18 protein-coding genes and 2 pseudogenes are annotated in these 24,139 nt (G+C 32.0%); 19 read left to right on the top strand and 1 reads right to left on the bottom strand.

The window, feature by feature from the left end; all coding sequences use genetic code 11:
- Positions 1–11: 11 nt before the first annotated feature.
- The 19 genes and pseudogenes from MKX66_RS07530 (at position 12) to MKX66_RS07440 (ending at position 22,033) form a co-directional block, all read left to right on the top strand.
- Positions 12–1,859, top strand: coding sequence for an ABC transporter permease (locus MKX66_RS07530; RefSeq protein ID WP_341085864.1), 1,848 nt, complete (start codon positions 12–14; stop codon positions 1,857–1,859).
- Positions 1,860–2,181: 322 nt separating this feature from the next.
- Positions 2,182–3,348, top strand: a complete 1,167-nt coding sequence (locus MKX66_RS07525) for a hypothetical protein (protein ID WP_341085863.1) — start codon at positions 2,182–2,184, stop codon at positions 3,346–3,348.
- 347 nt (positions 3,349–3,695) lie between these two features.
- On the top strand, positions 3,696–4,382 hold the full coding sequence (locus tag MKX66_RS07520) for a response regulator transcription factor (RefSeq protein ID WP_002189634.1): 687 nt from the start codon (positions 3,696–3,698) through the stop codon (positions 4,380–4,382).
- Positions 4,379–5,461: a sensor histidine kinase gene (locus tag MKX66_RS07515; protein ID WP_341085862.1), complete on the top strand. Its 1,083-nt coding sequence runs from the start codon at positions 4,379–4,381 to the stop codon at positions 5,459–5,461. Before MKX66_RS07520 ends, MKX66_RS07515 begins: the two co-directional genes overlap by 4 nt.
- 165 nt (positions 5,462–5,626) lie before the next feature.
- Positions 5,627–5,928: pseudogene (locus tag MKX66_RS07510) on the top strand (SDR family oxidoreductase); the annotation flags it as partial.
- 448 nt (positions 5,929–6,376) lie between these two features.
- Complete coding sequence (locus tag MKX66_RS07505) at positions 6,377–7,690, top strand: D-alanyl-D-alanine carboxypeptidase family protein (RefSeq protein ID WP_113769428.1); 1,314 nt, start codon at positions 6,377–6,379, stop codon at positions 7,688–7,690.
- 754 nt (positions 7,691–8,444) lie between these two features.
- The gene (locus MKX66_RS07500) at positions 8,445–8,960 is read left to right on the top strand and encodes a transglycosylase SLT domain-containing protein (protein WP_326997836.1); all 516 of its coding nucleotides are present in this window, start codon (positions 8,445–8,447) and stop codon (positions 8,958–8,960) included.
- Between the two features lie 142 nt (positions 8,961–9,102).
- Positions 9,103–10,260 (top strand): acyltransferase family protein, encoded by a 1,158-nt coding sequence (locus MKX66_RS07495; RefSeq protein ID WP_341085861.1) that lies wholly within the window; start codon positions 9,103–9,105, stop codon positions 10,258–10,260.
- Positions 10,261–10,349: 89 nt separating this feature from the next.
- Positions 10,350–10,481, top strand: a pseudogene (locus MKX66_RS07490) (Fic family protein); the annotation flags it as partial.
- 162 nt (positions 10,482–10,643) lie between these two features.
- Positions 10,644–11,675, top strand: a complete 1,032-nt coding sequence (locus tag MKX66_RS07485; RefSeq protein ID WP_341085860.1) for a VanZ family protein — start codon at positions 10,644–10,646, stop codon at positions 11,673–11,675.
- A gap of 169 nt (positions 11,676–11,844) precedes the next feature.
- On the top strand, positions 11,845–12,438 hold the full coding sequence (locus tag MKX66_RS07480) for an SGNH/GDSL hydrolase family protein (protein ID WP_002141809.1): 594 nt from the start codon (positions 11,845–11,847) through the stop codon (positions 12,436–12,438).
- Positions 12,439–12,888: 450 nt separating this feature from the next.
- The gene (locus MKX66_RS07475; protein ID WP_002141810.1) at positions 12,889–14,862 is read left to right on the top strand and encodes a penicillin-binding transpeptidase domain-containing protein; all 1,974 of its coding nucleotides are present in this window, start codon (positions 12,889–12,891) and stop codon (positions 14,860–14,862) included.
- Between the two features lie 395 nt (positions 14,863–15,257).
- On the top strand, positions 15,258–15,962 hold the full coding sequence (locus MKX66_RS07470) for a response regulator transcription factor (protein WP_002085493.1): 705 nt from the start codon (positions 15,258–15,260) through the stop codon (positions 15,960–15,962).
- 2 nt (positions 15,963–15,964) lie between these two features.
- Entirely contained in the window at positions 15,965–16,951 is a 987-nt protein-coding gene (locus tag MKX66_RS07465; protein ID WP_002017026.1) for a sensor histidine kinase, read from the top strand.
- Positions 16,952–17,079: 128 nt separating this feature from the next.
- Positions 17,080–17,850, top strand: coding sequence for an ABC transporter ATP-binding protein (locus tag MKX66_RS07460; protein ID WP_002017024.1), 771 nt, complete (start codon positions 17,080–17,082; stop codon positions 17,848–17,850).
- A complete protein-coding gene (locus MKX66_RS07455; RefSeq protein ID WP_341085859.1) occupies positions 17,825–19,762 on the top strand; it encodes an ABC transporter permease in 1,938 nt (645 codons plus the stop codon). The genes MKX66_RS07460 and MKX66_RS07455 overlap by 26 nt, the downstream gene beginning before the upstream one ends.
- A gap of 35 nt (positions 19,763–19,797) precedes the next feature.
- On the top strand, positions 19,798–20,478 hold the full coding sequence (locus tag MKX66_RS07450) for a lipoprotein BA_5634 family protein (protein ID WP_016101987.1): 681 nt from the start codon (positions 19,798–19,800) through the stop codon (positions 20,476–20,478).
- 204 nt (positions 20,479–20,682) lie between these two features.
- On the top strand, positions 20,683–21,216 hold the full coding sequence (locus MKX66_RS07445; RefSeq protein WP_002127457.1) for an RNA polymerase sigma factor: 534 nt from the start codon (positions 20,683–20,685) through the stop codon (positions 21,214–21,216).
- The gene (locus MKX66_RS07440) at positions 21,206–22,033 is read left to right on the top strand and encodes an SH3 domain-containing protein (RefSeq protein ID WP_341085858.1); all 828 of its coding nucleotides are present in this window, start codon (positions 21,206–21,208) and stop codon (positions 22,031–22,033) included. Before MKX66_RS07445 ends, MKX66_RS07440 begins: the two co-directional genes overlap by 11 nt.
- Before the next feature lie 11 nt (positions 22,034–22,044).
- Here MKX66_RS07440 and MKX66_RS07435 read toward each other — a convergent pair whose 3' ends face one another.
- A complete protein-coding gene (locus MKX66_RS07435; RefSeq protein WP_341085857.1) occupies positions 22,045–23,805 on the bottom strand; it encodes a peptidoglycan D,D-transpeptidase FtsI family protein in 1,761 nt (586 codons plus the stop codon).
- Positions 23,806–24,139 lie beyond the last annotated feature (334 nt).

Raw genomic sequence — 24,139 nt, 5'->3', positions numbered from 1 at the left:
GAGGTTTGGGCATGTTATTTAAACTTTCCATGTCAGGGCTAAAAAGTAAGTTACAAGATTATATTGTATTACTTATTGGTCTAATTGTATCTATTTCAACTTTCTATATGTTTCAAACGCTATCACTAAATAAAACGTTCCTTGAATCTAATGCAAACGTTGGTCCTATTGTATTAATATTCCAAATAGGTTCCTTTTTATTAGCGATTGTAACATTTTTTTACATTATGTATGCAAACTCTTTCTTATTATCTCTTCGCCAAAAAGAGTTTGGTATGTATATGATGTTAGGAGCAAAAAAGTATAAAGTTACATTACTGATGTTCCTTGAAACAATTGTATTAGGTGTGGCATCACTTGTAATTGGGATCACAATTGGTGTAGGACTTGCAGAAGGTATCGGACAGTTATTAATGAAACAATTGGAGTTAACTGGAGAAGGTTACAAAGCTTTGTACATTCCATCTATGGTTGCTACTTGCATCTTCTTCTTTGCATTATTTGTACTATCAGCAAGTATGAATAGTATTAAATTATCACGTATTTCTGTATTACAACTTGTACATGCAGATGCACAAACAGAGCGTGTCGCGGTAAAAGGAAAAATGACAGTTGTAGTTGCATTCCTTGGTCTGATTTTGTTAGGTATTGGTTATGCATCACTGCTCTATATACCACAGGCAAAAAATCTAGGAACCATTCCTACATTAATGGCTCTTGGATTAATCGCAGCAACTGTTAGTACTTACATGTTGTTTGGATCACTTCTCCCAGTCATGATAAAAAAAATAAAAAGTAATAAAAAGCGTAGTGAAAAAGGGCTTAATGCTTTTACCTTTGCTCAATTAAACTTCCGCATTAATGGCCTAACAAATGTGCTTGCGACGGTAGCAATCTTAGTAGCCCTTGGAGCAGGTGGAATTGCGTGTGGTATGGCATTTAAAAATGACGTTTTAAAGCAGACTGATAAAGGAACAATTTACGATTCGGTAGTTCATAATCCAACAGCAGAAGAAAAGAACATTTTGAGTAGTATTTTATTTCAAGAGAAACTTGAATATCGTTACAAAGTAGATGATAAGTATGTTTATTATATAAAAGAAGAGCTAGAGAACAATCGTCCTTTAGTAAAAGATAGAAAAAATGAGAAGATAATGAAAGTTTCAGAAGAGATTCCCATGGATGCATTTGCATTGTCAAGACAATGGGGTAAAGAGGATGCGGAATCAAAACAATGGAGAGAAGCTTTCGAAACAATTCAGCCAAATTATATACATCCTGATCATAAAATAAAAATTGTAGATCAAAACATATACGATAGTATGAAAGATACAGAAAATACGGTGTTTATTGGGAAAACAGATGTTTTTGGAGCATACGTAAAAGAATGGAAAAAAATTGATGAATTGCAGGTAGTTAAATATAAAAATGTGAAAGTGGAAGAACTGGATAGTAAGTATCAAACATATAAGGCGAATCAAAGTTTTTCCAGCGGACTAATGTTTATGGGGTTCTTCGTTGGAATTGCGTTTTTAGCAATGATGGCAAGTTGCTTAATGTTTAAAATTCTATCTGGCGCATCTAAAGATAGTATACGTTATCAAATGCTTCGTAAAATTGGTGTTCGCCGGGAATTATTAACACAATCGATTTATAAGGAGTTATCCTTCGTATTCTTAGTCCCAGCAATTATCGGTATTGTTCACATATTAGTTGGTATGAATATGTTTGGCCCTCTTTTAATCGATCCGTATTTTCGAATTTGGTTACCAATTGTTATTTTCATAGTGATTTACTCGATTTACTACTGGATTACAGTTCAATTGTATAAAAGAATTGTACTTCCGAAAGAAGGTTAATGTAATAATGTTATGTATACTAAATATCATCATAATTGGCCCCCGTTATGATGAAGGGAAAGGAAGAGGGAAAATAGCATCGTTCCTACATTGAGTACTACTTTAACCTTATTTGTAGGAACTCTTGCACTATCCCCTTACAATAAAATTGAATAATCATCCAATATTAATTGTTAACTATAACCGGAATTTTGACAGGATGGAACAATTATCAAAATAATATCTTGTATAAATTGTGCCTGCACCAAAAGAGTGTAAATAAACATAAAACTTGTAAACCTTACTCATCATAAGGATTATCGTTTTAGAAAAGGAGTGTGTGTTGAAAAAATTTTTAAAGGTAATTTTAATCTTATTAGTAATGTTTATAGGAATTATGTTGGGAAGCATAATTTTAAATAAAACATATCATACAGAGTTTAAGTCTTTAGATAATACGGATCAAAAGATGTTAAAAGAATTAGCTACTATTTATAAGAGCTTTGAAGAATCGAGTGATAAACTTTGGAATGAAGATTATCGCTTCGAAAAAATGCCATTGGTTCTGATACGTAGTAATAAAGACGGGGGATTCTTTAGACAAGAAGCTTATGCAGTTAATGTAACGGGATTAGAAAATAGTATTTTTGCAAAGGAAATAAAAGTCTCAAATTCTCTGCATCTACCTAAAGTTTATCGCTTAACTCGTTTTGATTTTAGAACTATTTCTACCTGGATTCCTTGGAATTTTGGGACAATAAATATTAATGATATGGATGTATTTTATTTAAAATATCATCCTAAAATGTTTAGTAATCCAGATTTATATTTTGATTTTTCATCTTTCTTATTACATGAAGGTTTTCATGCTTATAAACAAAAAGATTGGACATATGATGCAAATGGTGGAGAGTTTATTCACGAATATCCGATTAATAAAGAAAATTACGCGCTAATGGGATTAGAATTTAAGCTATTAGATAAAGCAATGATTGATACAAGCCCAGAAAGTATTAATCAGGCATTATATGATTGGACAATTGTACGTAACTATCGCTATAAAAAATGGCCTCAATTAATTGGAGAAACAAAAACTGAAGCAATAGAAGGTTCAGCACGATACTTAGAGTATCGTTATAGTAAGTTAACTGGTGGAAATCTTATGGTACTTGCAAAGAAACAGAAGCCATATCATGTTACTTTTATGGAGGCGTTCAACTTCGTTGCTAATGGACAGGCAGAATCTCCAAAGTTTTTAGAGCGGAATATGAGATATGAGACTGGTTCAGCCCTTGAATTAAGCATGGACAAAGCAAATATTCCATGGAAAGAAGCTATTGAAGATAGTGCAACCAAACAAGGAAAGACACCATATGAAGTATTAAATACGTACTTTAATATAAATAATACGCCCACAATTGAAAATAAAATCAAAGAAATTAAAGAGAACAATGACTATGAAACACTTTTAGAACAAGGAGAAAAACTGGTTAAAATAAGTAACGAGTAAAGAAAATAAGATTTGAAAAAGAATTTCCTTTAATGAGCGTATTGAAGAGGATTCTTTTTTCATTTTATAAGTTATATAAACTACAGGTGTAATCAAAAAAGTTTAATTAAAAGAAGGAATCTCAAAATAATTATTTTTTATTAAAAGCTAAATTTAATGAAGAAGAAAACTTATTAATTGTAAATGGATCTAAAGAAAATTTTGAACAATATTTAAGACATTATCTTTTATACCGATTATGTTATTTTGGCGCTTTTAATTGCAAGTATATACTAAAGAGAGGATAGAAATGTACCACCTGCTTTTGCCTTTAGTTGTTCAATACGAGAAAAATGTGGAGGAATATGATGGAGTCAAAAATTCTTATTGTTGATGATGATAAAGAGATTAGAAATCTTATCTCTGTTTATTTGGAAAATGAAGGTCTGAAAACTCAAAAGGCAGAAGATGCTATTGAAGCTTTAAAATTGTTAGAAGAAAAGAAGTTCGATCTTATTATTTTGGATGTCATGATGCCTAATATGGATGGTATTGAAGTGTGTATGAAGATTAGGGAAGAACGAAATATGCCTATTATCATGCTATCTGCAAAATCAGAGGATATAGACAAAATCCAGGGTCTAGCTTCTGGTGCCGATGATTATTTATCAAAACCGTTTAACCCGTTGGAGTTAATCGCTAGAGTAAAATCCCAATTAAGAAGGTTTAAAAAATACAATATGCATACAGATAATAATAAAAGCATCTTAGAAATTGGTGATTTAACCGTGAATACAGATACACGTCAAGTATGGGTAAGAGGAACGGAAGTAAGGCTAACTCCAAAAGAGTTCGATATACTCAAACTACTTGCTCGTAACAAAGGAATTGTTCTCAGTGTTGCAAAAATATATGAAGCAGTTTGGAAAGATGCTTTTTATAAATCGGATAATACTGTCATGGTGCATATTACAAAAATAAGAGACAAAATTGAAGAGGATTCTAAACATCCAATTTATATTAAAACTGTTTGGGGAATTGGGTACAAAATATGAAGAAGGTTAGTTTTAGAAATAAGATAATTATAAAACTTCTTGGTGCTGTTGCAGTTAGTTTTTTTGTTTCGTTTGGTTTAACAATCCTCACTTTTCTATATGTCATAATACCATTAAATCTAAATCACTATCTTGATGATCTTAGTACATTTGAAAATAATATGCTTACATTTCTTATATTCGCGTTAGCAATCTTTACTTTTATAATCATTTTTTTGATATTGGTTCGAAAGAAAATAATATATTTAAAGCTCATTTCTGATAGTGTTAATGATATTGCCAATGGAAAGCTGGGTTTGACAATTGGGATTGAGGGAAAGGATGAATTGAATCATCTTGCTCAAAATATTAATTATATGTCCAAGGAATTGGAGAATACATTTGAACAGGAAAGACAATTGGAACGTACAAAAAATGAACTCATAACCAACGTATCTCATGACTTACGCACACCGTTGACATCTATTATCGGCTATGTAGATTTATTAAAAAGAGGGCAATACGACAGTAAAGCACAATTACAGGAGTATCTCGAAACCACTTATTTAAAATCACAGAGATTGAAATATCTAATTGATGAACTATTTGAGTACACCCGTTTATCAGACATCGATGCTAAGTTAAACTTTAATGAAGTTGATTTATCAGGTTTGTTGGAGCAAATAGTTGGAGAATACATTCCTATATTTGAAAAGGAAAGTTTAATCGTTCAAAAATCAATAACGGAAGAAACAATACCTATTTTCATGGATGTAGAAAAAATGGTACGTGTATATGAAAATCTGTTTATGAATGCGATAAAGTACAGCATGAAACCATCCGAATTATCAATATGTCTTGAACTAATAGGTAACAAAGCAATTTTGAAAGTATCAAATAAAGTCGAGAAGCCGCCTGTTAGCGACCCTAATAAATTATTTGAAAGGTTTTTCAGGGGTGATAAGGCCAGAAAAGATGATCAAGGAAATGGACTGGGACTCGCTATTTCAAAAAGAATTGTTGAACTTCATAATGGTAATATACATGCAGAATATAAAGTAGGCTGGATGTCCTTTATTGTTGAACATCCAATTAAATAGAATGGCTTATGGAATGAAAGGTTCCATAAGCTTTTTTTTAAAACTTAAGAAACTTCTTAAGTTAATAATTCAAGTAGGCCATTCATAGTAGAAATGATACTGACAAATTATTTTATTTATTACTATAAGGTGAATACTGGAATGAAGGGGAAGTTCATTGATATCTCTCCGAGTGTTTTTGCCTACAGTATATTTAAGGGGGCAATAAATACACTCACTCGTACTTTAGCACAACAACTTAGTGCCCTTGGTATTACAGTAAATGCAATTCTCACGGGCATAATTAATACAGAAATGAATGCCGAGACATTGGGAATCGAGATGGACAGAAATATGCTGCAGATTTATCGACTTTTAATAGGTGGGGAGAACCTAAGGATATAGCTGATATTGCAGGTTTTCTTTCTTCATCAGACAGTCGTTGGGTAACTGGTGAGTTAATTGATGCAAGTGAAGGAAAATGCTAAAGATGTAATTAGAGAAGAATAGCAAAAGTCATAGTAATACGTGGTTCTGGTGCAAATATAGTAATTTTTGAAAAGTGACTGACAGACTCTGTCAAGTAGATAATAAGAAAACGGCTAAGCTACCAGTGTGTTTCGATATTTAATCGGGGCACACTGGTTTTATTTTTTTATAAATGTGGAACAAATGTATTACTTAGATTGTCTATTAAGTGTAATCCTAAAAGATATGAAAGTACAGATCATTTCGAAAAATACAAAGGTATTAAAAAGAGGGATATGTGTGGGAACACTAAGTGTCAGTGTGCCTAAAAGGGTGGGATGAGATGGCCTATATGAAAGTGGTTCTAATGTCTTATATGTATATAGAATTTGATAACGCTGTCTATTTTTTGGAGGATTATGTTAAAATAACGTTTTTTTGAGTACAAAGATATTGGAGGTAACAGAAGTGAAAAGTATGTTTTGCAAGAGATTTATTACAATAGTAACAGTGCTTACACTATTTTGTAGCATGGCCGTTCCATTTGGAAGAGCATCAGCGGAAACAGTTCCTGCTATAGACGTAGAAGCAGGATCAGCAATTTTAGTAGAAGCAAATTCCGGGAAAATTTTATATCAAAAAAATGCAGATGAATCATTAGCAATTGCTAGTATGACAAAAATGATGAGTGAATACTTAGTTCATGAAGCGGTGGATAAAGGAAAACTTAAATGGGATCAAAAAGTTAAAATTTCTGAATATGCATATAAGATTTCGCAAGATCGCTCATTATCAAACGTTCCATTAGAAAATGGTGGCTCTTATACGGTCAAAGAGTTATATGAGGCAATGGTAATCTACTCTGCAAACGGTGCAACAATTGCTTTAGCTGAAGAGATTGCTGGAAAAGAAGTCAATTTCGTGAAAATGATGAACGATAAATCAAAAGAGTTTGGAATGAAAAATTATAAATTTGTAAACTCTACAGGTTTAACAAACCATGATTTAAAAGGACATCACCCAGAAGGAACAACTCCAGACGAGAAAAATAAAATGTCCGCAAGAGATTGTGCGATTTTAGCACAACGTCTTATTCAAGATTTCCCGAAAATATTAGATACAGCAAAAATCCCTAAAAAAACATTCCAAAAGGGTGGCAAGTATCCGATTGATATGACGAACTTTAACTGGATGTTAAAAGGCTTAATTAAGCAATACGAAGGTGTAGATGGGTTAAAAACAGGAACTACTCCAGAAGCCGGAGATTGTTTTACTGGTACAGTAGAAAAAAACGGTATGCGTCTAATCTCTGTAGTTATAAAAGCAAACTCTCATACAGCACGTTTTGATGAAACAAAGAAATTATATGATTATGGATTTGCAAATTTTGAAGTGAAGAAGGTCTATGGAAAAGATTCAGTAGTAAAAGGTCATGAAACAGTGCGAGTAGCAAATGCAAAGGACAAAGATGTAGTTGTTCAAACGAAGCAAGCTGTTTCACTTCCAATGCCAAAGGGCAACAAAGACGTTTATAAAAAAGAATTTAAAGTATCGAATAAAGAACAAGAAGCGCCTATTAAAAAAGATGTAACAATTAGTAAAATGACTATATCACCTAAAGATAGTACAGATCCTGGATTTTTATCAGGTAAATCATTACAAGTAGACCTTGTAACAAAATCTGAAGTAGAACAAGCAAATTGGTTTACACGTTTAATGCGCGAAATAGGATCTTTCTTTAGCGGTATGTGGAATAGTGCGGTTGATATAGTAAAAGGCTAACTTTGTAGGATAAAACTAAATATTAGCCTAAAATAAAAGGTTTCAAAGTATTATAGATTCTTATGTGGATGGCTTGGAATGGAAGATTGCATTAATTTTCAAATCTGGTTCTTCGGAACTTTCGGTATTGCAATCAAGCTAAGATAAATTTGTATCCATATAATCAAAAAACGCTATTCTTTTTGTAGAAATATACAGAAAGGATGGCGTTTATTATGAATTGTTCGATTCAAAGGGTTCTGGTGCAAGGCTAGTTTAATAAAGTTACATGATGAAAATACATTCATTATTCCATCAAGTGACAATAAAAATAAATACCTGGTACTTATTCCTGTTATTAAATTTTATAAAAATTTAATAAAATCTTTTCTTCTTATTAAATATTTTGTTTTAAATTAATTATATAAAGAAATGGAGGCCGAAAAATGAATTTTTCAAAGAAATTTAAGTATCTTTTTATAGTGTTTATCCCTATGTATATAGTTATTCTTTAATTTCAATCGAATAAAAAAGCAAGGTATTCGAGAAAAAAGTACGGTACCATACAGAGAAAACGCTCTCCCATACAAAAGTAAATTGTACCGAAAGTGATAAAAGCGAATGTTATATGGAGGGAACTCCCTAATAAATTCACCTAAAAATCGGTAATTAATGAAACAAACAATAACAAAATGATACATGATTACGAGTTAATATCCCCAAAAGATAGGATTACTAGTGACAATCTTTGATACTGACAAGTGAGGTGACGTCGATGAGAGGGACATTAATAAAAAGTGGAGTATTTATTTTAGTTTTAACAGGAGGGGTATATCTTACAAAATACGCATATGACCATCATACTAACCGAGTTAAAGTAAGAGACACGATTCAACAAATATCAATAGAGCATGGTATACCGCCATGGATTCCTTTATCTATTGCATTCCATGAAAGTAAGTTTGATCGAAACGCAATTGGAGATCAGGGCACATCATTTGGACTGTTTCAGCTTCATCGAGGTGGACTAGCACCTAAAGATTTAACGAACGAAGATTTGAAAAATGCAGAAACCAATACTCGAATTGCAATATCTAATATGATAAATGCATATAACCGTGGTTTACAGCAAAATTTAAAAGGACCAGAGCTATTAAAATATGTTGCTAATACCTCAGGGTGGCCTGGGAATAAGGGTGTTCAATGGACAAATAAGCAGACAGACTATAACGAGGGTTTAGAAAACAGTTTTAAAATGTTTTCTAAACGACAATATGATTTTATAGAATGAAATTTCTTTTTTCTTTCTATTATTATATAACTTATGCCTAAATACGAAAGTTTCCTAAAACAGATACATAGATTGACTTTGTACTGCTTATATTAGGAATTTAAAGAAGCAATATGTATAATTCTCCCACTACAATAGTATAGTGGCCTTTATTAACAGCAAAATCTACAATTTACAAGGAGAACATTTTATGAGTAAGAGAATAAAAGAATTAGATTCCATGCGAGGGTTAGCAGCACTTACAGTGGTATTTGGACATTTTTGTTTAATGCTACCATCGTTGCCTAATTCTATTAAATTTTCCCCGCTTAGGTTTTTATGGGCTGGCGGGGAAGCTGTAATCGTTTTTTATGTACTCAGTGGTTTTGTGTTATCTATGGCACTTTATCATTCAAAAACAAATTATTGTGGATATTTAATTAAGCGATTTGTACGAATCTATATCCCTTATTATCTTTGGATAATCATTACCTTTGCTTTATTTATTTTGTTCTCGCCGTATGAAGTGGCTGGACTACGGGATTGGTTCTATGATAGGTGGCAAGGGTCTATAACAAAAATAGATATTATAAACCATTTTGTGCTTCTTAATAACTTTTTTACGGAAAATTATAATCCAGTTATCTGGTCATTGGCTCAAGAAATGCGTATATCTATTGTGTTTCCTTTGTTATTCCTTCTTTTTTATAAACTGAGTTGGAAGAAAACGATACTATTTGCTTTGAGCTTTTCTTTAATTAGTGTTTTCCTTAATATGTTGCATATAGGGAAAGCAGAGGGATTTTATAATGGTTATGCCGATACACTGCATTTCACATCGATGTTTATGGTAGGAATGTTACTTTTTAAGCATCAGGAAAAGCTTATCTACTTATATAGGAATATGAAAAAATTTAATAAAGGATTTCTTATTGCATTAGGAATTATTCTATATTTATATTCCATTTTAATTTATGGTTTTTCCCGTAATGATACTACTTTCTTATTAAAAGATTGGGGTGTCGTAATCGGTGTTAGTATATTTATAATAATGGCCATGAGTAACCTAAAAGTGAAAGCATTTTTAAATAAGAGTGTATTTGTATACTTAGGAGAAATTTCATACAGTATCTATTTGTGTCATTTTCCAATCATGATGGTACTATTTAAACTTTTGTATACAAAGATACCTATCTTTTTCCTTCTTGCTTTGTGTATTTCAATGACAATACTTTTTTCTATAGTTTCGTATCATTTAATTGAAAAGAAATGTATCAACTGGGCAAAACAAAGAACAACAAATTTTCGAAAAAAAGTGTAATGCTTGAAGGAATTTTATTTCTTTAGTAAATATACGAATATGACCGATTCCTAAGTATATTAGGAATCGGTCAATTACGGATTCTATATAAATATACTAAAATTGAACAAATTTTTAATTTTATACTTAACTCCAAAAATCCTCTTACTAAAGAGAATCTTCGTAATGTTTTTCCAGACATAGCCGAAAGTACAATTAGTAAAACGCTAGTTTCCTTGTAGCTGCTTGGTCAAATAAAGCTGGTTTCAAGAGGAAGAAATGCTCAATGTATACAGGTTTAATTCTGTATTAATAATTATTAGGGGTAACAACACATCGCTATCTATATCTAAAATGTTATATAAAACTATTGAATATTTTATTCGTAAAAACAGAGGTGTAAAATGAATTTTATTTCCGAACTACTTGTTACCTTTGCAATTCCTACAATACAACTCACATTCTTGTTACTACTCATTTTTGTTTTTAGCTACTTTGTAGTATACAAAAAGGTATGTAAAGGAGGGGGGGGATTTACCGTACAACAAGTTATATTGTTTATATTGATAATAGGATATTATTCCCTTGTATTATCAGCTACTTCATTTGGTCGTCCAGATGATATAACTTTTGCAAGAACAATTGACTTTGATGTACTTAGTGTTTATAAAAAAGCATGGAATACCTTTTCATTTTCTTCTTTTTTCCATATCATTGTGAATATAGGTATGCTTTTTCCGTTAGGAATTTTATTACCTTTATTTAGTAATGTTTTTCAAAAAACAAAATGGATGTTAATCAGCTCAATTATAGCAAGTTTATTGATTGAAATCCTTGAATTTACAATGCAACGTGGAAGTATGGAACTAGCCGATTTACTTCATAATACTTTAGGAATGATGCTAGGATATTCTATGTTAAATATAGTTCTTATATTGTTGAAGAAAAAAGAAACAGATACACAAATGACCAAATATTTATTTCTTCCGATTACAGTAAGTTTTGTTGCACTTGGAATAATGATTTCGTATCAAATGAAGGAATTTGGGAATATGCCTTTAGATCCCATTACAAAAACAGACATGACTGATGTCACTATAAAAACATCAATAGAGTTAAAAGACGAAGGTAATAAAATGCCTGTTTACAAAGAGGAAATTACAAAAATGCCTAATGACAATGAGCCAGTTACAAAAAAATCACATATTCGAGATGTCGAAATTCTGTCTCCCAAAGAAGTATTTCAAAAACTAAAACAAGGAGACTTTGATCCTATAATATCTTTCAAAGCAGGTGATACATTAGTCATTACAGATTATAATATAGATTACTACGCTGATACAAAAGGCTTTTCTCAACCTATATATGTTTTTCAAGTACGCTTAAATGATAATGGGAAAGATAGTTGGTCTCAACCTATTTCTGCGAGAAGATAACGTAGATTTTCATGTTTTTGTTCATGTGAAATAGTTTAATCGAGTTGTCTTGCTCATTTGAAAAATCTCCCATGGAATTTAATTGAAATTGAAAAACATTTAAGAAGAACAATTACGCTGTGGGCTATTGTATAGTGTAGATATGAATAACAAAAAAGGGGGACTATATATGTGGAAGCGATTTGTAGCGATTGGTGATAGTTTTACAGAGGGGATAGGGGATGAAGTTGAGGGAATAGCATTAAAAAGCTGGGTAGATCATTTTGTTCAACTGTGTGTAGATGATTTAAAATATGCTAATTTTGCAAAACGTGGGTTAGTAACTAAAGAAATTCGCTCACAGCAATTGGAACAGGCATTAACTTTTAATCCAGATTTGGTTAGTCTAATTGCAGGTGCAAACGATGTTTTAAAAGGACGTTGGAATCATCATGCATATAAGAACGATATGGAATTTATGATAGATACATTAAGTAAAACAGATGCTGATATTATTATAGCAAACCTTCCAGATTTTACAGTTCGGCTTCCGTTTCCTTCTGAAAAAAAACAAGTATTAAAAGAACAATTATTAGAGGCAAATGAAGTTATACTTTCACTGAGTAGAGAGTATAAGCTACATCATGTTGACTTTTGGAATCATCATTTAGTTAATGACAATACGCTTTGGTCTACGGATTTAATTCATCCAAACTCAAAAGGATATGTAAAAGTTGCTGAATTGATTTTTAGTAGTTTGCCTGTACATGACTCTTTTAAATAAGCTGTAGAATGACCTAAACTCCTGTCGCATGCTGTACAGGGGTTTTTGGTGCGAAAAAGAAGGATATAGAGTGCCTATAAATTATACTTTAAGTAATTCTTTTTATTGTTTATATTTTTGTTATTTTCTGTTGCAGAATCCTTATTATAAGGATTCTTTTTTTGTATCAATAATCTATAAAGAAAAAAGATGAAATTGGCGGAAATGAACTAAAAGGTATTTTAAATGAATTGTTAAAACAACACTAATAATGATAACGTTCGCTAAATATATTCGTCGTTTGTAAGAATCTTAAAATCCTCCCTTTTGGATGCAGCTTACCCATAAATTTAATTTTTTTGTAAATGTGGAACTATTTCATTACTTACACTGTCTATTAAGCGTTAAAACATTTTTTATTTAACATATTTAGAAAGGAATAATCATTTTTAATTAAGGGAGAAGATTGAATTGAAAAAAATATGGATGCTGCTTTTCTTTTGTTTTGGAGTTATGTTGGTAGGATGCAATAAAGATGAGCCGCCAAAACAAGCATTTGAAGAATATATCAATTTATGGAATGATAAAAAATTTACAAATATGTATGATTATTTATCAGAACATGCAAAAAAAACGATTTCTAAAAAGGAGTTCACAGAGAAATATCAAAAAATTTATGAGGGTATTGGAGTTAAGAATTTAAAAATTAAAACGAAAGGAGCGAATACTAAAGATAAAGAACTTTTTCTTTTTGAAGTTAATATGGATACGGATGGAGGAACAGTTTCATTCATCCATGAAGCAAAACTCGTGAAAGATAAAGATAAGGAATCTTGGAAAATAGATTGGACACCAGACTTCATTTTCCCAGGTATGAAAAAAGATTACAAAGTACGTATGCAAACAGAGCAAGGAAAACGCGGAGAAATATATGATCGAAATGGAAAAGGGCTTGCAACGAATGGTAAAGCGACTGAAGTTGGAATTATTCCAGAGAAACTAGGTGAAACGGCAGCGCAAACGAAAGAAATAGTAGCACAATTACTTGATATGTCTATAGAAGAGATCAATCAAAAGCTCGCAGCGAAATGGATAAAACCAGATTCCCTTGTACCAATTGGTATTTTAAAAGAGGGAACCAGACAGAATGATTATATTGAATTAGAAGGAGTTTCATCTCGCCCAGTAAATATTCGTACGTATCCATTAGGAGAAGCAGCGGCACACTTAACGGGATATATAGGAAAGGTAAATGCAGAGGAGTTAAAATCGCTTCAAAAAAAAGGTTATCAAGCAGATGATTTAGTGGGTAAGACAGGTTTAGAGAAAGTATTAGAGAATAAATTGCGTGGTGAAAAGGGTGGACGCGTATTTATGGAAGATGAGAACGGGAAAGAGATTAAAAACGTAGCAAAACAAGAAGCAAAAAAAGGGGAAAATGTTACGTTAACTATTGATGCTGCAATTCAAGAAAAAATCTTTAATGAGATGAAAAATGAAGCAGGATCTAGTGCAGCGGTCAATCCTAAAACGGGTGAAACAATCGCACTTGTAAGTAGCCCTGCTTATAATCCAAATACAATAGTTAGAGGAGCATCAAAAGCTCAACGGGAAGCATGGAATAACGACTCGAAACTGCCAATGATGAATCGCTTCACACAAGCATTTGTACCAGGTTCCGTATTTAAAACGATTACAGGTGCAATTGGTTTGGAAACAAACACAATAAATCCTAAGGAAGAATTTAAAATTCAAGGATTAAAGTGGACAAAAGATTCATCTTGGGGAAATTATTATGTAACACGTGTGAAGGATGCTAGTCCAGTTGATTTTGATAAGGCAATGAAGTACTCTGATAATATTTATTTTGCTCAACAAGCTTTGAAAATAGGAAAAGATCAGTATGTAAATGAATTTAAGAAATACGGATTTCATGAAAAATTACCAATTGAATACGAATTCCCTATTTCAATTATTGCAAAAGATGGGATAAAAAATGATATTCAACTAGCAGACACGGGGTACGGACAAGGACAAGTATTAATGACACCTCTTCATTTAGCATTGACTTATGCACCGATTGTCAATGAGGGTAACATTCCGTCACCGCATCTTATAAAAAAAACAAAAGAAGCGGGAAATTGGAAAGAAAATGTGATTTCTACCAAGAATCAAGAGATATTAAAAAGTGCGTTAATAAAGGTTATTAATGATCCTGATGGTGCCGGGAGAATTGCTAAAGTTGATGGTGTAACTCTCGCTGGTAAGACAGGTACAGCAGAACTGAAAGAATCGAAAGAAGCAGAGGGTAAAGAACTTGGATGGTTTGCAGCTTTCGATGCAAGCGCGCCAAACATGATTGTTACCATGATGATTGAAGATGTAAAAGGAAGAGGCGGGAGCAACGTTCCAGGTGAAAAAATAAAACATGTTTTTCAGAAATAATGCTTAATTAGTAGGTGAAATTTACTTCTTTAGTAAATATACAAACCTTACCGATCCAAGATTATATTAGGAATCGGTTAATTTATTTCTAAACGCAGATTTTATGATTTTAATAATCGTATTTAATTACGTGTTTTTTACACAATTAAATACGATTATTTTTTATTTGAAAATTATAAAACAACAAATTTTAAAATATTAAATTAGATAATTGAAATTTAAAAAATAAGAGCTATTATACTTAATTTTATTTTCAGAAATATTACAAAACTGTTAGTTTGAAGTAAGGTTATTCAATATAAGTAAGAGGGGAATTTCTTTATACTAAAAGATAAAAGTATTAATTAGATATTTCTAGATAATAAATAGATACATAAATAAAAGGAGCTAAATATATGTATAAAATCATGATTGTAGAAGATGACCAAAAAATTTCTAAACTACTTCAATCCCATATTAATAAGTACGGGTATGAAGGGAATATTACAGAGGATTTTGAAAATATTTTGGCTAACTTTGAAAAAATTCAACCTGATTTAGTTTTATTAGATGTAAATTTACCGAGTTTTGATGGTTTCTACTGGTGCCGACAAATTAGAACGGTCTCTACTTGTCCCATTATATTTATATCAGCACGTAGTGGAGAGATGGAGCAAGTTATGGCACTTGAACATGGTGCAGACGATTATATCACTAAACCGTTTCATTATGAAGTTGTAATGGCAAAAATCCGAAGTCATCTTCGAAGAATTTACGGAGAATACGCACCGAAAGCGGAAGAAAGAGTTGTTCAGCAATCCGGTTTAATACTTTATCCAGAAAAAATGGAATTAAAGCTAAATGATAGCATGTGTATACTGTCAAAAAAAGAAACTGTTTTACTAGAAACTCTCTTACGACAATCTCCTAGTATTGTTAGTCGAGAGAAAATTTTAGAAAAACTTTGGGATGACTATACGTATGTAGATGATAATACGTTAAGTGTAAATGTTACACGTGTCCGAAAAAAATTAGAGGAAATCGGAATAAAAAATGCATTAGAAACAGTTCGTGGTGCTGGATATCGTTTGAAAATAACTTGGAAGAATGATGAGGTATAATAATGAATTTATTTTTACGTGAACATATCCCTTTCATCTGTTTCTCAATCATTCAGCTATTTGTCGTTCTAACTGTTTATTGGCTGGATGGATATAACCACTTATCTACTGCGTTATATAGTGTGTTTTTAGGAGGATGCTTTTTAATTGCGTTTTTACTTTATCGCTACTTTAGCCATCGTAGATTTTATAACAAATTATCCAACCCTTCTGAAACATTAGAGGACTCCTTAGAAGAACTCGATTCCACTCCATTATCAGTAGCACTTCAGCGTGTGTTAAAGACACAATACAGTCAATATCATCAACAGTTAAAGACTTGGGAATATAAACAAAAAGAGCACCTTACATTTATTAATCAATGGGTGCATCAGATGAAAACGCCCCTATCAGTTATTGAACTGATCACACAAGAAGAGAATGGGGAGGTTTTTGAAAGTATTGTGGAAGAAGTAGATCAAATGCAGTACGGATTAGAAATGGTCTTATATATGGCGCGATTACAAACGTTTGAGCAAGATTTTTATGTGGAAAGAGTTTCGTTACAGGAAATCGTTCAAGAAGTAATCCGTGAAAATAAACGTCTGTTTATCCGTAGCTATGTTTATCCAGAAGTAAAAGTAAAACAAACTATTATGGTAGAAACTGATAGAAAGTGGCTTCGGTTTGTTATTCATCAAGTGATATCCAATGCCATTAAGTATTCAGCAGGAAGTAGAAAAAACGTTACTATTACTACATTAGAAGAAGAGCGCTCAGTAATCCTTGAAATACACGATCATGGTGTGGGAATCCCAAAAGAAGACCTCCCGAGAGTATTCCGCCCATTTTATACGGGAATAAACGGTCGGAAATTTAAGGAATCTACTGGGATGGGATTATATCTTGTGAAAAATATTATAAAAAGATTGGAACATGATATTGAAATAAAGTCGGAAGTAGGAAAAGGAACAACAATCTGTATTATTTTCCCTTATGCAAATCGTTAGAACGGTATTTATTTTGACTTTTCAGAAATATTACAGACCTGTTAGATATATGAAAGGTTAATCGATATGAGAAGAAGGGACGCTTAGATAAACTTAGGTTATTAAAAGATAAAAAGGAGCAAAACGATATGGAAATATTAAAGGTCTGTGAACTGAGTAAAATCTATACAGGAAAGGTATCTTATGAAGCGCTCGCCGACATTAATTTGAGTGTGAAAAAAGGGGAGTTTGTAGGAATAATGGGACCATCAGGAAGTGGAAAAACTACTTTGTTGAACATGGTTTCTACTATTGATTCTCCCACATCAGGAGAAATATTGATTAATGGAGAAAATCCATATCAATTATCTCAAAATGAACTGGCATTATTTCGAAGACGTGAATTAGGTTTTGTGTTTCAAGCATTCAATCTTCTTACAACATTAACTGTAAAAGAAAATATTGTTCTTCCTCTGACGTTAGATGGTACTAAAGTTGAGGATATGAATCAGCGTGTAGAAGGTATTGCAGAAAAATTAGGCATTCAAGATATATTAAATAAACGAACATATGAAATATCGGGCGGACAAGCACAAAGAACAGCAATTGCACGTGCTCTAATTCATAAACCTAAATTATTACTTGCAGATGAGCCGACAGGAAACTTAGATTCAAAAGCGGCTAATGATGTAATGGAGTTATTAAAACGATTAAATAAAGAACAAGATGCAACAATGATGCTTGTTACGCACGATCCAGTGGCTGCAAGTTTTTGTGATCGCGTTGTATTTATTAAAGATGGAAAATTATATAACGAAATTTATAACGGAGAAAACCAACAAATGTTTTATCAAAAAATTATAGATGTACTTGCATTACTAGGAGGTCGTAAGCATGACTTTTCAAAGATTCGCTTTTAATAATATCATTCGAAGTAAGCGGACTTATGCTGCACACTTTCTAAGTAGCTCATTTTCAGTTATGGTTTTTTTCACATATTCACTCTTACTTTTTCATCCTGATTTACAAGGAGAACTAGCCTCCACAAGTAAAACAATGAGCCTTTTAGGAACAATGGGGATGCAAATCTCTCAATATCTCATTTTTGTATTTTCATTCTTCTTTCTTTTATATTCGGTGAGTTCTTTTTTAAAAACAAGAAAAAAAGAATTTGGAATTTTAATCATGCATGGTATGACACCGGCGCAGTTAAATAAATTAATTTTTTTAGAAAATATGTTAATTGGAGTCGCTTCAATTACATTTGGTATCTTAATTGGTTTGATATTTTCAAAGCTCAATTTATTGGCAAGTGAAAATATATTAGCGATTGATAAGGGTCTTCCTTTTTACGTTCCTATAAAAGCTGTCTTTACGACAACTGGCGCATTTTTGATTCTGTTTCTAGTCATTTCGTTGTTTACTTCTAAAATGGTAAAAGCAAACAAGTTAATTGATTTGATGAAATCAGAGGAAAAGCCAAAACCAGAGCCAAAGGCATCAAAAGCATTAGCATTCCTTTCCGTATTATTAATTGGGTTAGGGTATGGATGTGTGTTCTATTTCGTACTAGAAAGAAACTTCATTATGCCTTACTTACTTGGAGGGGTAGTCTTTGTAGTGATAGGGACATATTTTCTATTTTCACAGTTGAGCGTGTATGTAATACGTGTCTTAAAGAAAAAAGACACTTTGTTTTTTAATAAAACAAACCTTCTTACTATATCTGAATTGGCCTATCGTATGAAGGATAATGCAACTATGTTCTTTATGCTAGCGATTGTTTCCGCTGTGGCCTTCACAGGGATTGGTACATGCCTAGCAATGGGAAATAAGGGATTAACCGAAATGACCAACCCATTTGCATTTACATATACTTCATTAGGAGAAAATGCACAAGAAGAAGAGGACATTACAGAAATAAAAAAACAACTTACTCGCTCAAATTTCTCTTATCAGGTAGCGGTTACGAATCCTAAATTCACGGAAAATAATTTAGTGCTAATCAAAGTATCAGAGTATAACAAGTTTGCAAAAATCTTCGGGTATGAAATGGAAAAGATAGATAATGATCAAGAAGCGATTATAGTACCCTCAATCATTTCGCAAAAAGAAAAGTATGCAAGAGGAAAAGATATACCCGAGAAAATAGATGTAGTACAGGAAAACTTAGAAATGTCCCTCCGGGTCAAGAAGGCGGTCCCACATATAGTTCTCCCAAATTCAATTGGAGCCATTATTGTTGTTTCGGATTCTCTGTACGATAAAATCCCTAACAGAAAGACGGAAGATGATTCTTACGTAATGAAAAGTCAATATGGTTTTGTCGTGGAAAATTGGGAGAAATCAAGAGTGGTTACAAAAAAATTAGAAGAAACAATGGGTAATCATAATTCGGGGCAAGCACATCATTATTTTAAAGCGTTGTATTCTGAATGGATTTCTTCGAAACAAGAGAACGGTATTTTACTTATTGTCAGTGTATTAGTAGGGATCGTATTCTTTACGTTTGCAGCCAGCCTATTATATTTCAGGCTATATGCAGATTTAGAAAGAGAACAACAACAATACGAAATGATTGCGAAGGTCGGTCTAAGTAGAAAAGAACTAAAGAAAATCGTAACACGACAGCTTATACTAATGTTCTTCTTGCCTATCATTATAGCGATTATTCATAGCGGGGTCGCTTTTATAGCCTTGCAACAGCTAATTGACTACTCAGTTTTAAAGATTTCGATTTTAATTATACTAGCCTTTATATCCATTCAAAGTGTGTACTTTTTCACTGTCCGTTGGCGTTATTTACAACGGTTATATAAAAAAATTATGTAGCGTATTGATAAAACAAGCAAAGAGGAGAAAAAGCAATGAAAAAAGTAATGAAAGTGTGCGTGGCAGGGATTGTATCTATTTCTATGTTAGGAGCTTGTTCTTTTGGGAAGAAAGAAGAACCAAGGAATGCCGCTTTATTAATTGGAGGAGAACAATCATTAAAAGGAATAGTAAATCAACATAAAAGTGAAATTAAGACCAACACTTTGTATAAAGTGAAGCAAGCAGAAATTGATGGTAAACAAGTATTAATGATGGATCAAAAAACAGCGAAAAAAATGGTTGGGTTAGGTGTATTAAGAGAGTCAGATAATGATGATGAAGTATGGAGTTCAGACCCAATTAAGTCAGTACCTTCAGTTCCAAAAGGTAAAGCTGTCTTACTAGCTAGTAAGAAAAATAAAAAAATCAAGGAATTAACAATTAATGAAAAGAAAATAGATGTCCAGTATGCTAGTGATACTTGGTTTGGTCACTATCGTAATCCAAATTACGAGGAATTGATTGTAATTGTTGATAATGCAACTTTCAATCAAATCCCTGTAAATGAAACATCAATGGAAATCCTTCATTTCAATAAATCGTATGGTGAAGATAGACCATATAACACAGATGATGTTACGGCTGTACAAGCAGAAACTGAATGGAAAAAACTCACTAAAACTATGGGGAGTCAAGTGGATGTATTAGATGCGGTTTCTATTATAAAAAAATAATGAAAATATATTTAATACAGAAAAACCAGGATGATTTTAAGAATTTATCCTGGTCTTTTTTATTACATTTTTTTTAGAAATATCATCTGTCGAAAAAAAAGATAAACAATGGAACAAATGAAACTTGTATCATGTCTATATATTGAAACCATATTAAAAGTGAGGGCAGCTTTATGTTTATTCAAATAAGTTTGAGGTGTGGAAATGGAACAGAAGTTTATTGAAAAATGTAATCATGATGAGCTTGACTATGTTATAAAAGACTATTGGCAAGATGTATGGAATTATTCATTTATTATTACGAAAGATCCACACTTATCAGATGACATCACACAAGATGTATTTATTAAGGTTTTTAAACATTGGAATTCGTTTCGAAAGGAGTCATCTATTAAAACGTGGATATTAAAAATTACAAGAAATACGGCAATAAACTATTTGAAATCCTCTTATTTTAAAAGGATATCTTTAGTGGGATTTTTTAGTGACGATAAGCAATCTCCATCGGCAGAACAAGAATTTTTTAATCAAGAGGAAATGAATGATGTGTGGGATGTTGTATTAAAACTACCTAAAAAACACCGCGAAATACTAATATTGGACGCGAAATATGAATTATCTTATGAAGAAATGGCTGAAACATTAGGTGTATCCATTGGAACAGTCAAATCTAGGTTAAGCAGAGCAAGAAGTAAAGTTTCAAAATTAATAGGGGAGGGTAGAAGTGATGAACAGTAAAAAAAATCCTGACTGGTATAGCAAATTAAAAAATGGACCAATGGAGCGTCGTAAAGATGAAGAAGCATTTATTTATAAAATAAAGCAATCGATATACCAAAATAGTGAAGTAGACTCTGTACCATACAAGAGACCATTTCGTAAAAAAGCATTGCCTATTGTAGTTGTTTTGGTTTGTACAATGTTATTTTTTATTGTTCAACAACCTTGGCTTGATGATAATAAATCACCGGTACAAAGTAGTACTCAAATTAAGCCTAAAACAAAAGATGAGTCTGCTCAAGATCCATCATTAAAACAATTTATGAATGAGTTATATCGAAGTACAAATTCAAAAAATGAAAATGACCTGTATAGAGCGTTAAATGATGAAGTTCTATTTAAAGGGAAAATTTATCAGAAGGATGAATTGAAGTTTGATGAGGATATTTTTCATGAGTTGCAAGTCGCTCTTACAATGGGGGGAGAATTTGCAAATGATACAAAGAAAGTATACAAAGTACCAAGTGGATTGACAGAAAGTAACCAACCAAAGCAATCGCATTTTATATATGCAACTGTTACTGGAAATAAAACGAAAATTTTAGCTGAACCAAAACGAGAATCACAAGTTTTATATGAAGTATCTAATGAAATGGTAAAAGCTTTGATTCCAGAAAAAGCGCAGAATGATGGATATATAAAAATATCGACAATTAACGGTTATACTGGATATGTACAAAAAGAGTATGTTTTAACTGATAGTAAATATTCTTTCATATTTGAAAAGAATGATGAAGGTATATGGGAAATAACGAATATAGATTCTATTTGGTAAAAGAGGAAGGTTCACTTTAATGAACCTTCCTCTTTATCTTTATCCTCTTTTTGAAGTGAATTCCAGCATTCTAAAATTTCTGATGTAACGAGAGCAGCAATATTTTTTTCTGAATTACTACCAGGAATAACGACAGAAATAGCAATTTTTGGATCTTCGGTAGGAGCATATGCAATGAAAAGAGAATGATTTATCATTCTTTCTTGCTCGTTCGGAGAGCCAGTTATCCCTGTTTTACCCGCGACATGAAAGGGCAAGTTTTTAATCTCCTCTATATTTTGACTCATCCCACCTTGCACGACACTCCAAAATTTCATAGGATAACGATTTGAACTTTCTAAGAGTGGTTTAAACTTTTTTGTTTCCTTATCGTCTTGACCAATAATAGCACTTACGATTTGAGGTTTATATTTATCACCTTTACTTGCCAAAGTTGCTGCATATTGAGCAAGTTGAAGAGGGGTGTGTACTTCATTTCCTCCCCAAGATGCATTTAATAAAGCAGAGATTCCATTTTCAAACTTATTAGATGGATGAAATTCATATTCTCCGTCTTCTTCAAAGGGTAAATCAATACCAGTTTTAGAGCGGAGGCCAAATTGCTTTAAATAATCTGTCCATATATTTGCTACTTTTTCTATATTCCCATTATTTCGGTTGAATAAGGGGAGAGCTACTTTTGCTGTCATAAATGTATTTGATGAATTAATGATAGCTTGACTCGGTGTAATTTCACCTGTTGGTGTTCCAGGAGCATTGGTGATGTTATTTTGATTATCATACTGAAAACTACCATTATCCAAATATGTATCCTCAGGTTGAAAAAGCTTTTCGTTTAATCCGATTAAAATAGTAAGTGGCTTTATAGTAGAGGCCATATTTACATAAGATTCACCATACTTTAATTTTTGAATTGCTTTATTTTGCGAAAGGGATTTAATGTTTTCTTTTTTAGATGATACATGTGTATTTAATATATTTGGATCAAAAACTGCCGAATTGGCCATAGTTAATATTGCGCCAGTTTTTACATCGGTTACTACTGCATAACCAGCATTAGCATCAGGTACTTTCTTAATTTGAGATCTTAGTGCTTCCTCTGTTTTTTGCTGCAATTTAGAGTCTAAAGCTAGCCGGACATCTTTTCCTTTTTGTGCTTTTTGAATGTTCCATAAGAACTTTTTATTATTCATTTTAAAAATCAGAGTTTTTCCGGGTTTTCCTTTTAAATCATTTTCATATTGAAGCTCAATCCCACTTTTTCCAACAGGTCCATACTTAGAATTAAGGTCATTTTCTACATACCCAATTACTTGTGAAGCAATTTCGTTCTTTGGATAATATCGAATGAATTCGTCTTTGATCACTACATTTTTAGGTTTATTCTTGTTTATGAATGAAATTTCATTTTCATTTATATCATAGTATAAGGATATTCCATTCATAGTCTGCTTATTACAGGATTGTTGTAATTGAGATTTTATGTTCTCTGTAGAAATGTCATGTTGAAACTCGTTTGAAAATTGATTGAAAAAAGCTAATGTGTTTGATGTATCTTTATTCGATAGTTTTTCATCATTAGAAGTGCAATATAGAGACTTAACTTTCTTATTTGTAGCTAGTATTACACCATTTTGATCAAAAATTTTTCCTCTTTCAGCTGAAGAAGTTGCGATAGTAATTGAAATGAAGTTGATTTTTAATAAAATTAGTAAAATCACACTTACAATAGAAAGAACCGCAAAAAATCTCCTTCTTTTCGTATGTAACATATAACCCTCCCTTATGTAGCCTATTCCATCTTATAGTTAATTATTTTTTTTGTAAATGTGGAACAACTTTATGATTTAGATTGTCTATTAAGTATAACAGCATGAAGAAAGGAACAATCAGTATGAAAAAAAGTACATGTTAATAGTAAGTCTATGTGTAAGTTTAATATGAGTCATTATACAGTTTAGCATTTCTAATGCAGGCGACAAAAAAATAGAGAAAAAAACAGGAAGGGAGATTTATCAATTACGCGGCTAAACCAAAAGGAATGGATGCTTACAAGGATTTAACAAAAAAGATAAGACACTATTATAACTGAATAGTGGTTTCTAA

The sequence above is a fragment of the Bacillus sp. FSL R9-9530 genome (genome assembly GCF_038008145.1).
Classification (GTDB): Bacteria; Bacillota; Bacilli; order Bacillales; family Bacillaceae_G; genus Bacillus_A; species Bacillus_A mycoides.
The sequence above is the reverse complement of the archived record's forward strand: the minus strand, read 5'-3'. Positions and strand labels throughout refer to the sequence as shown.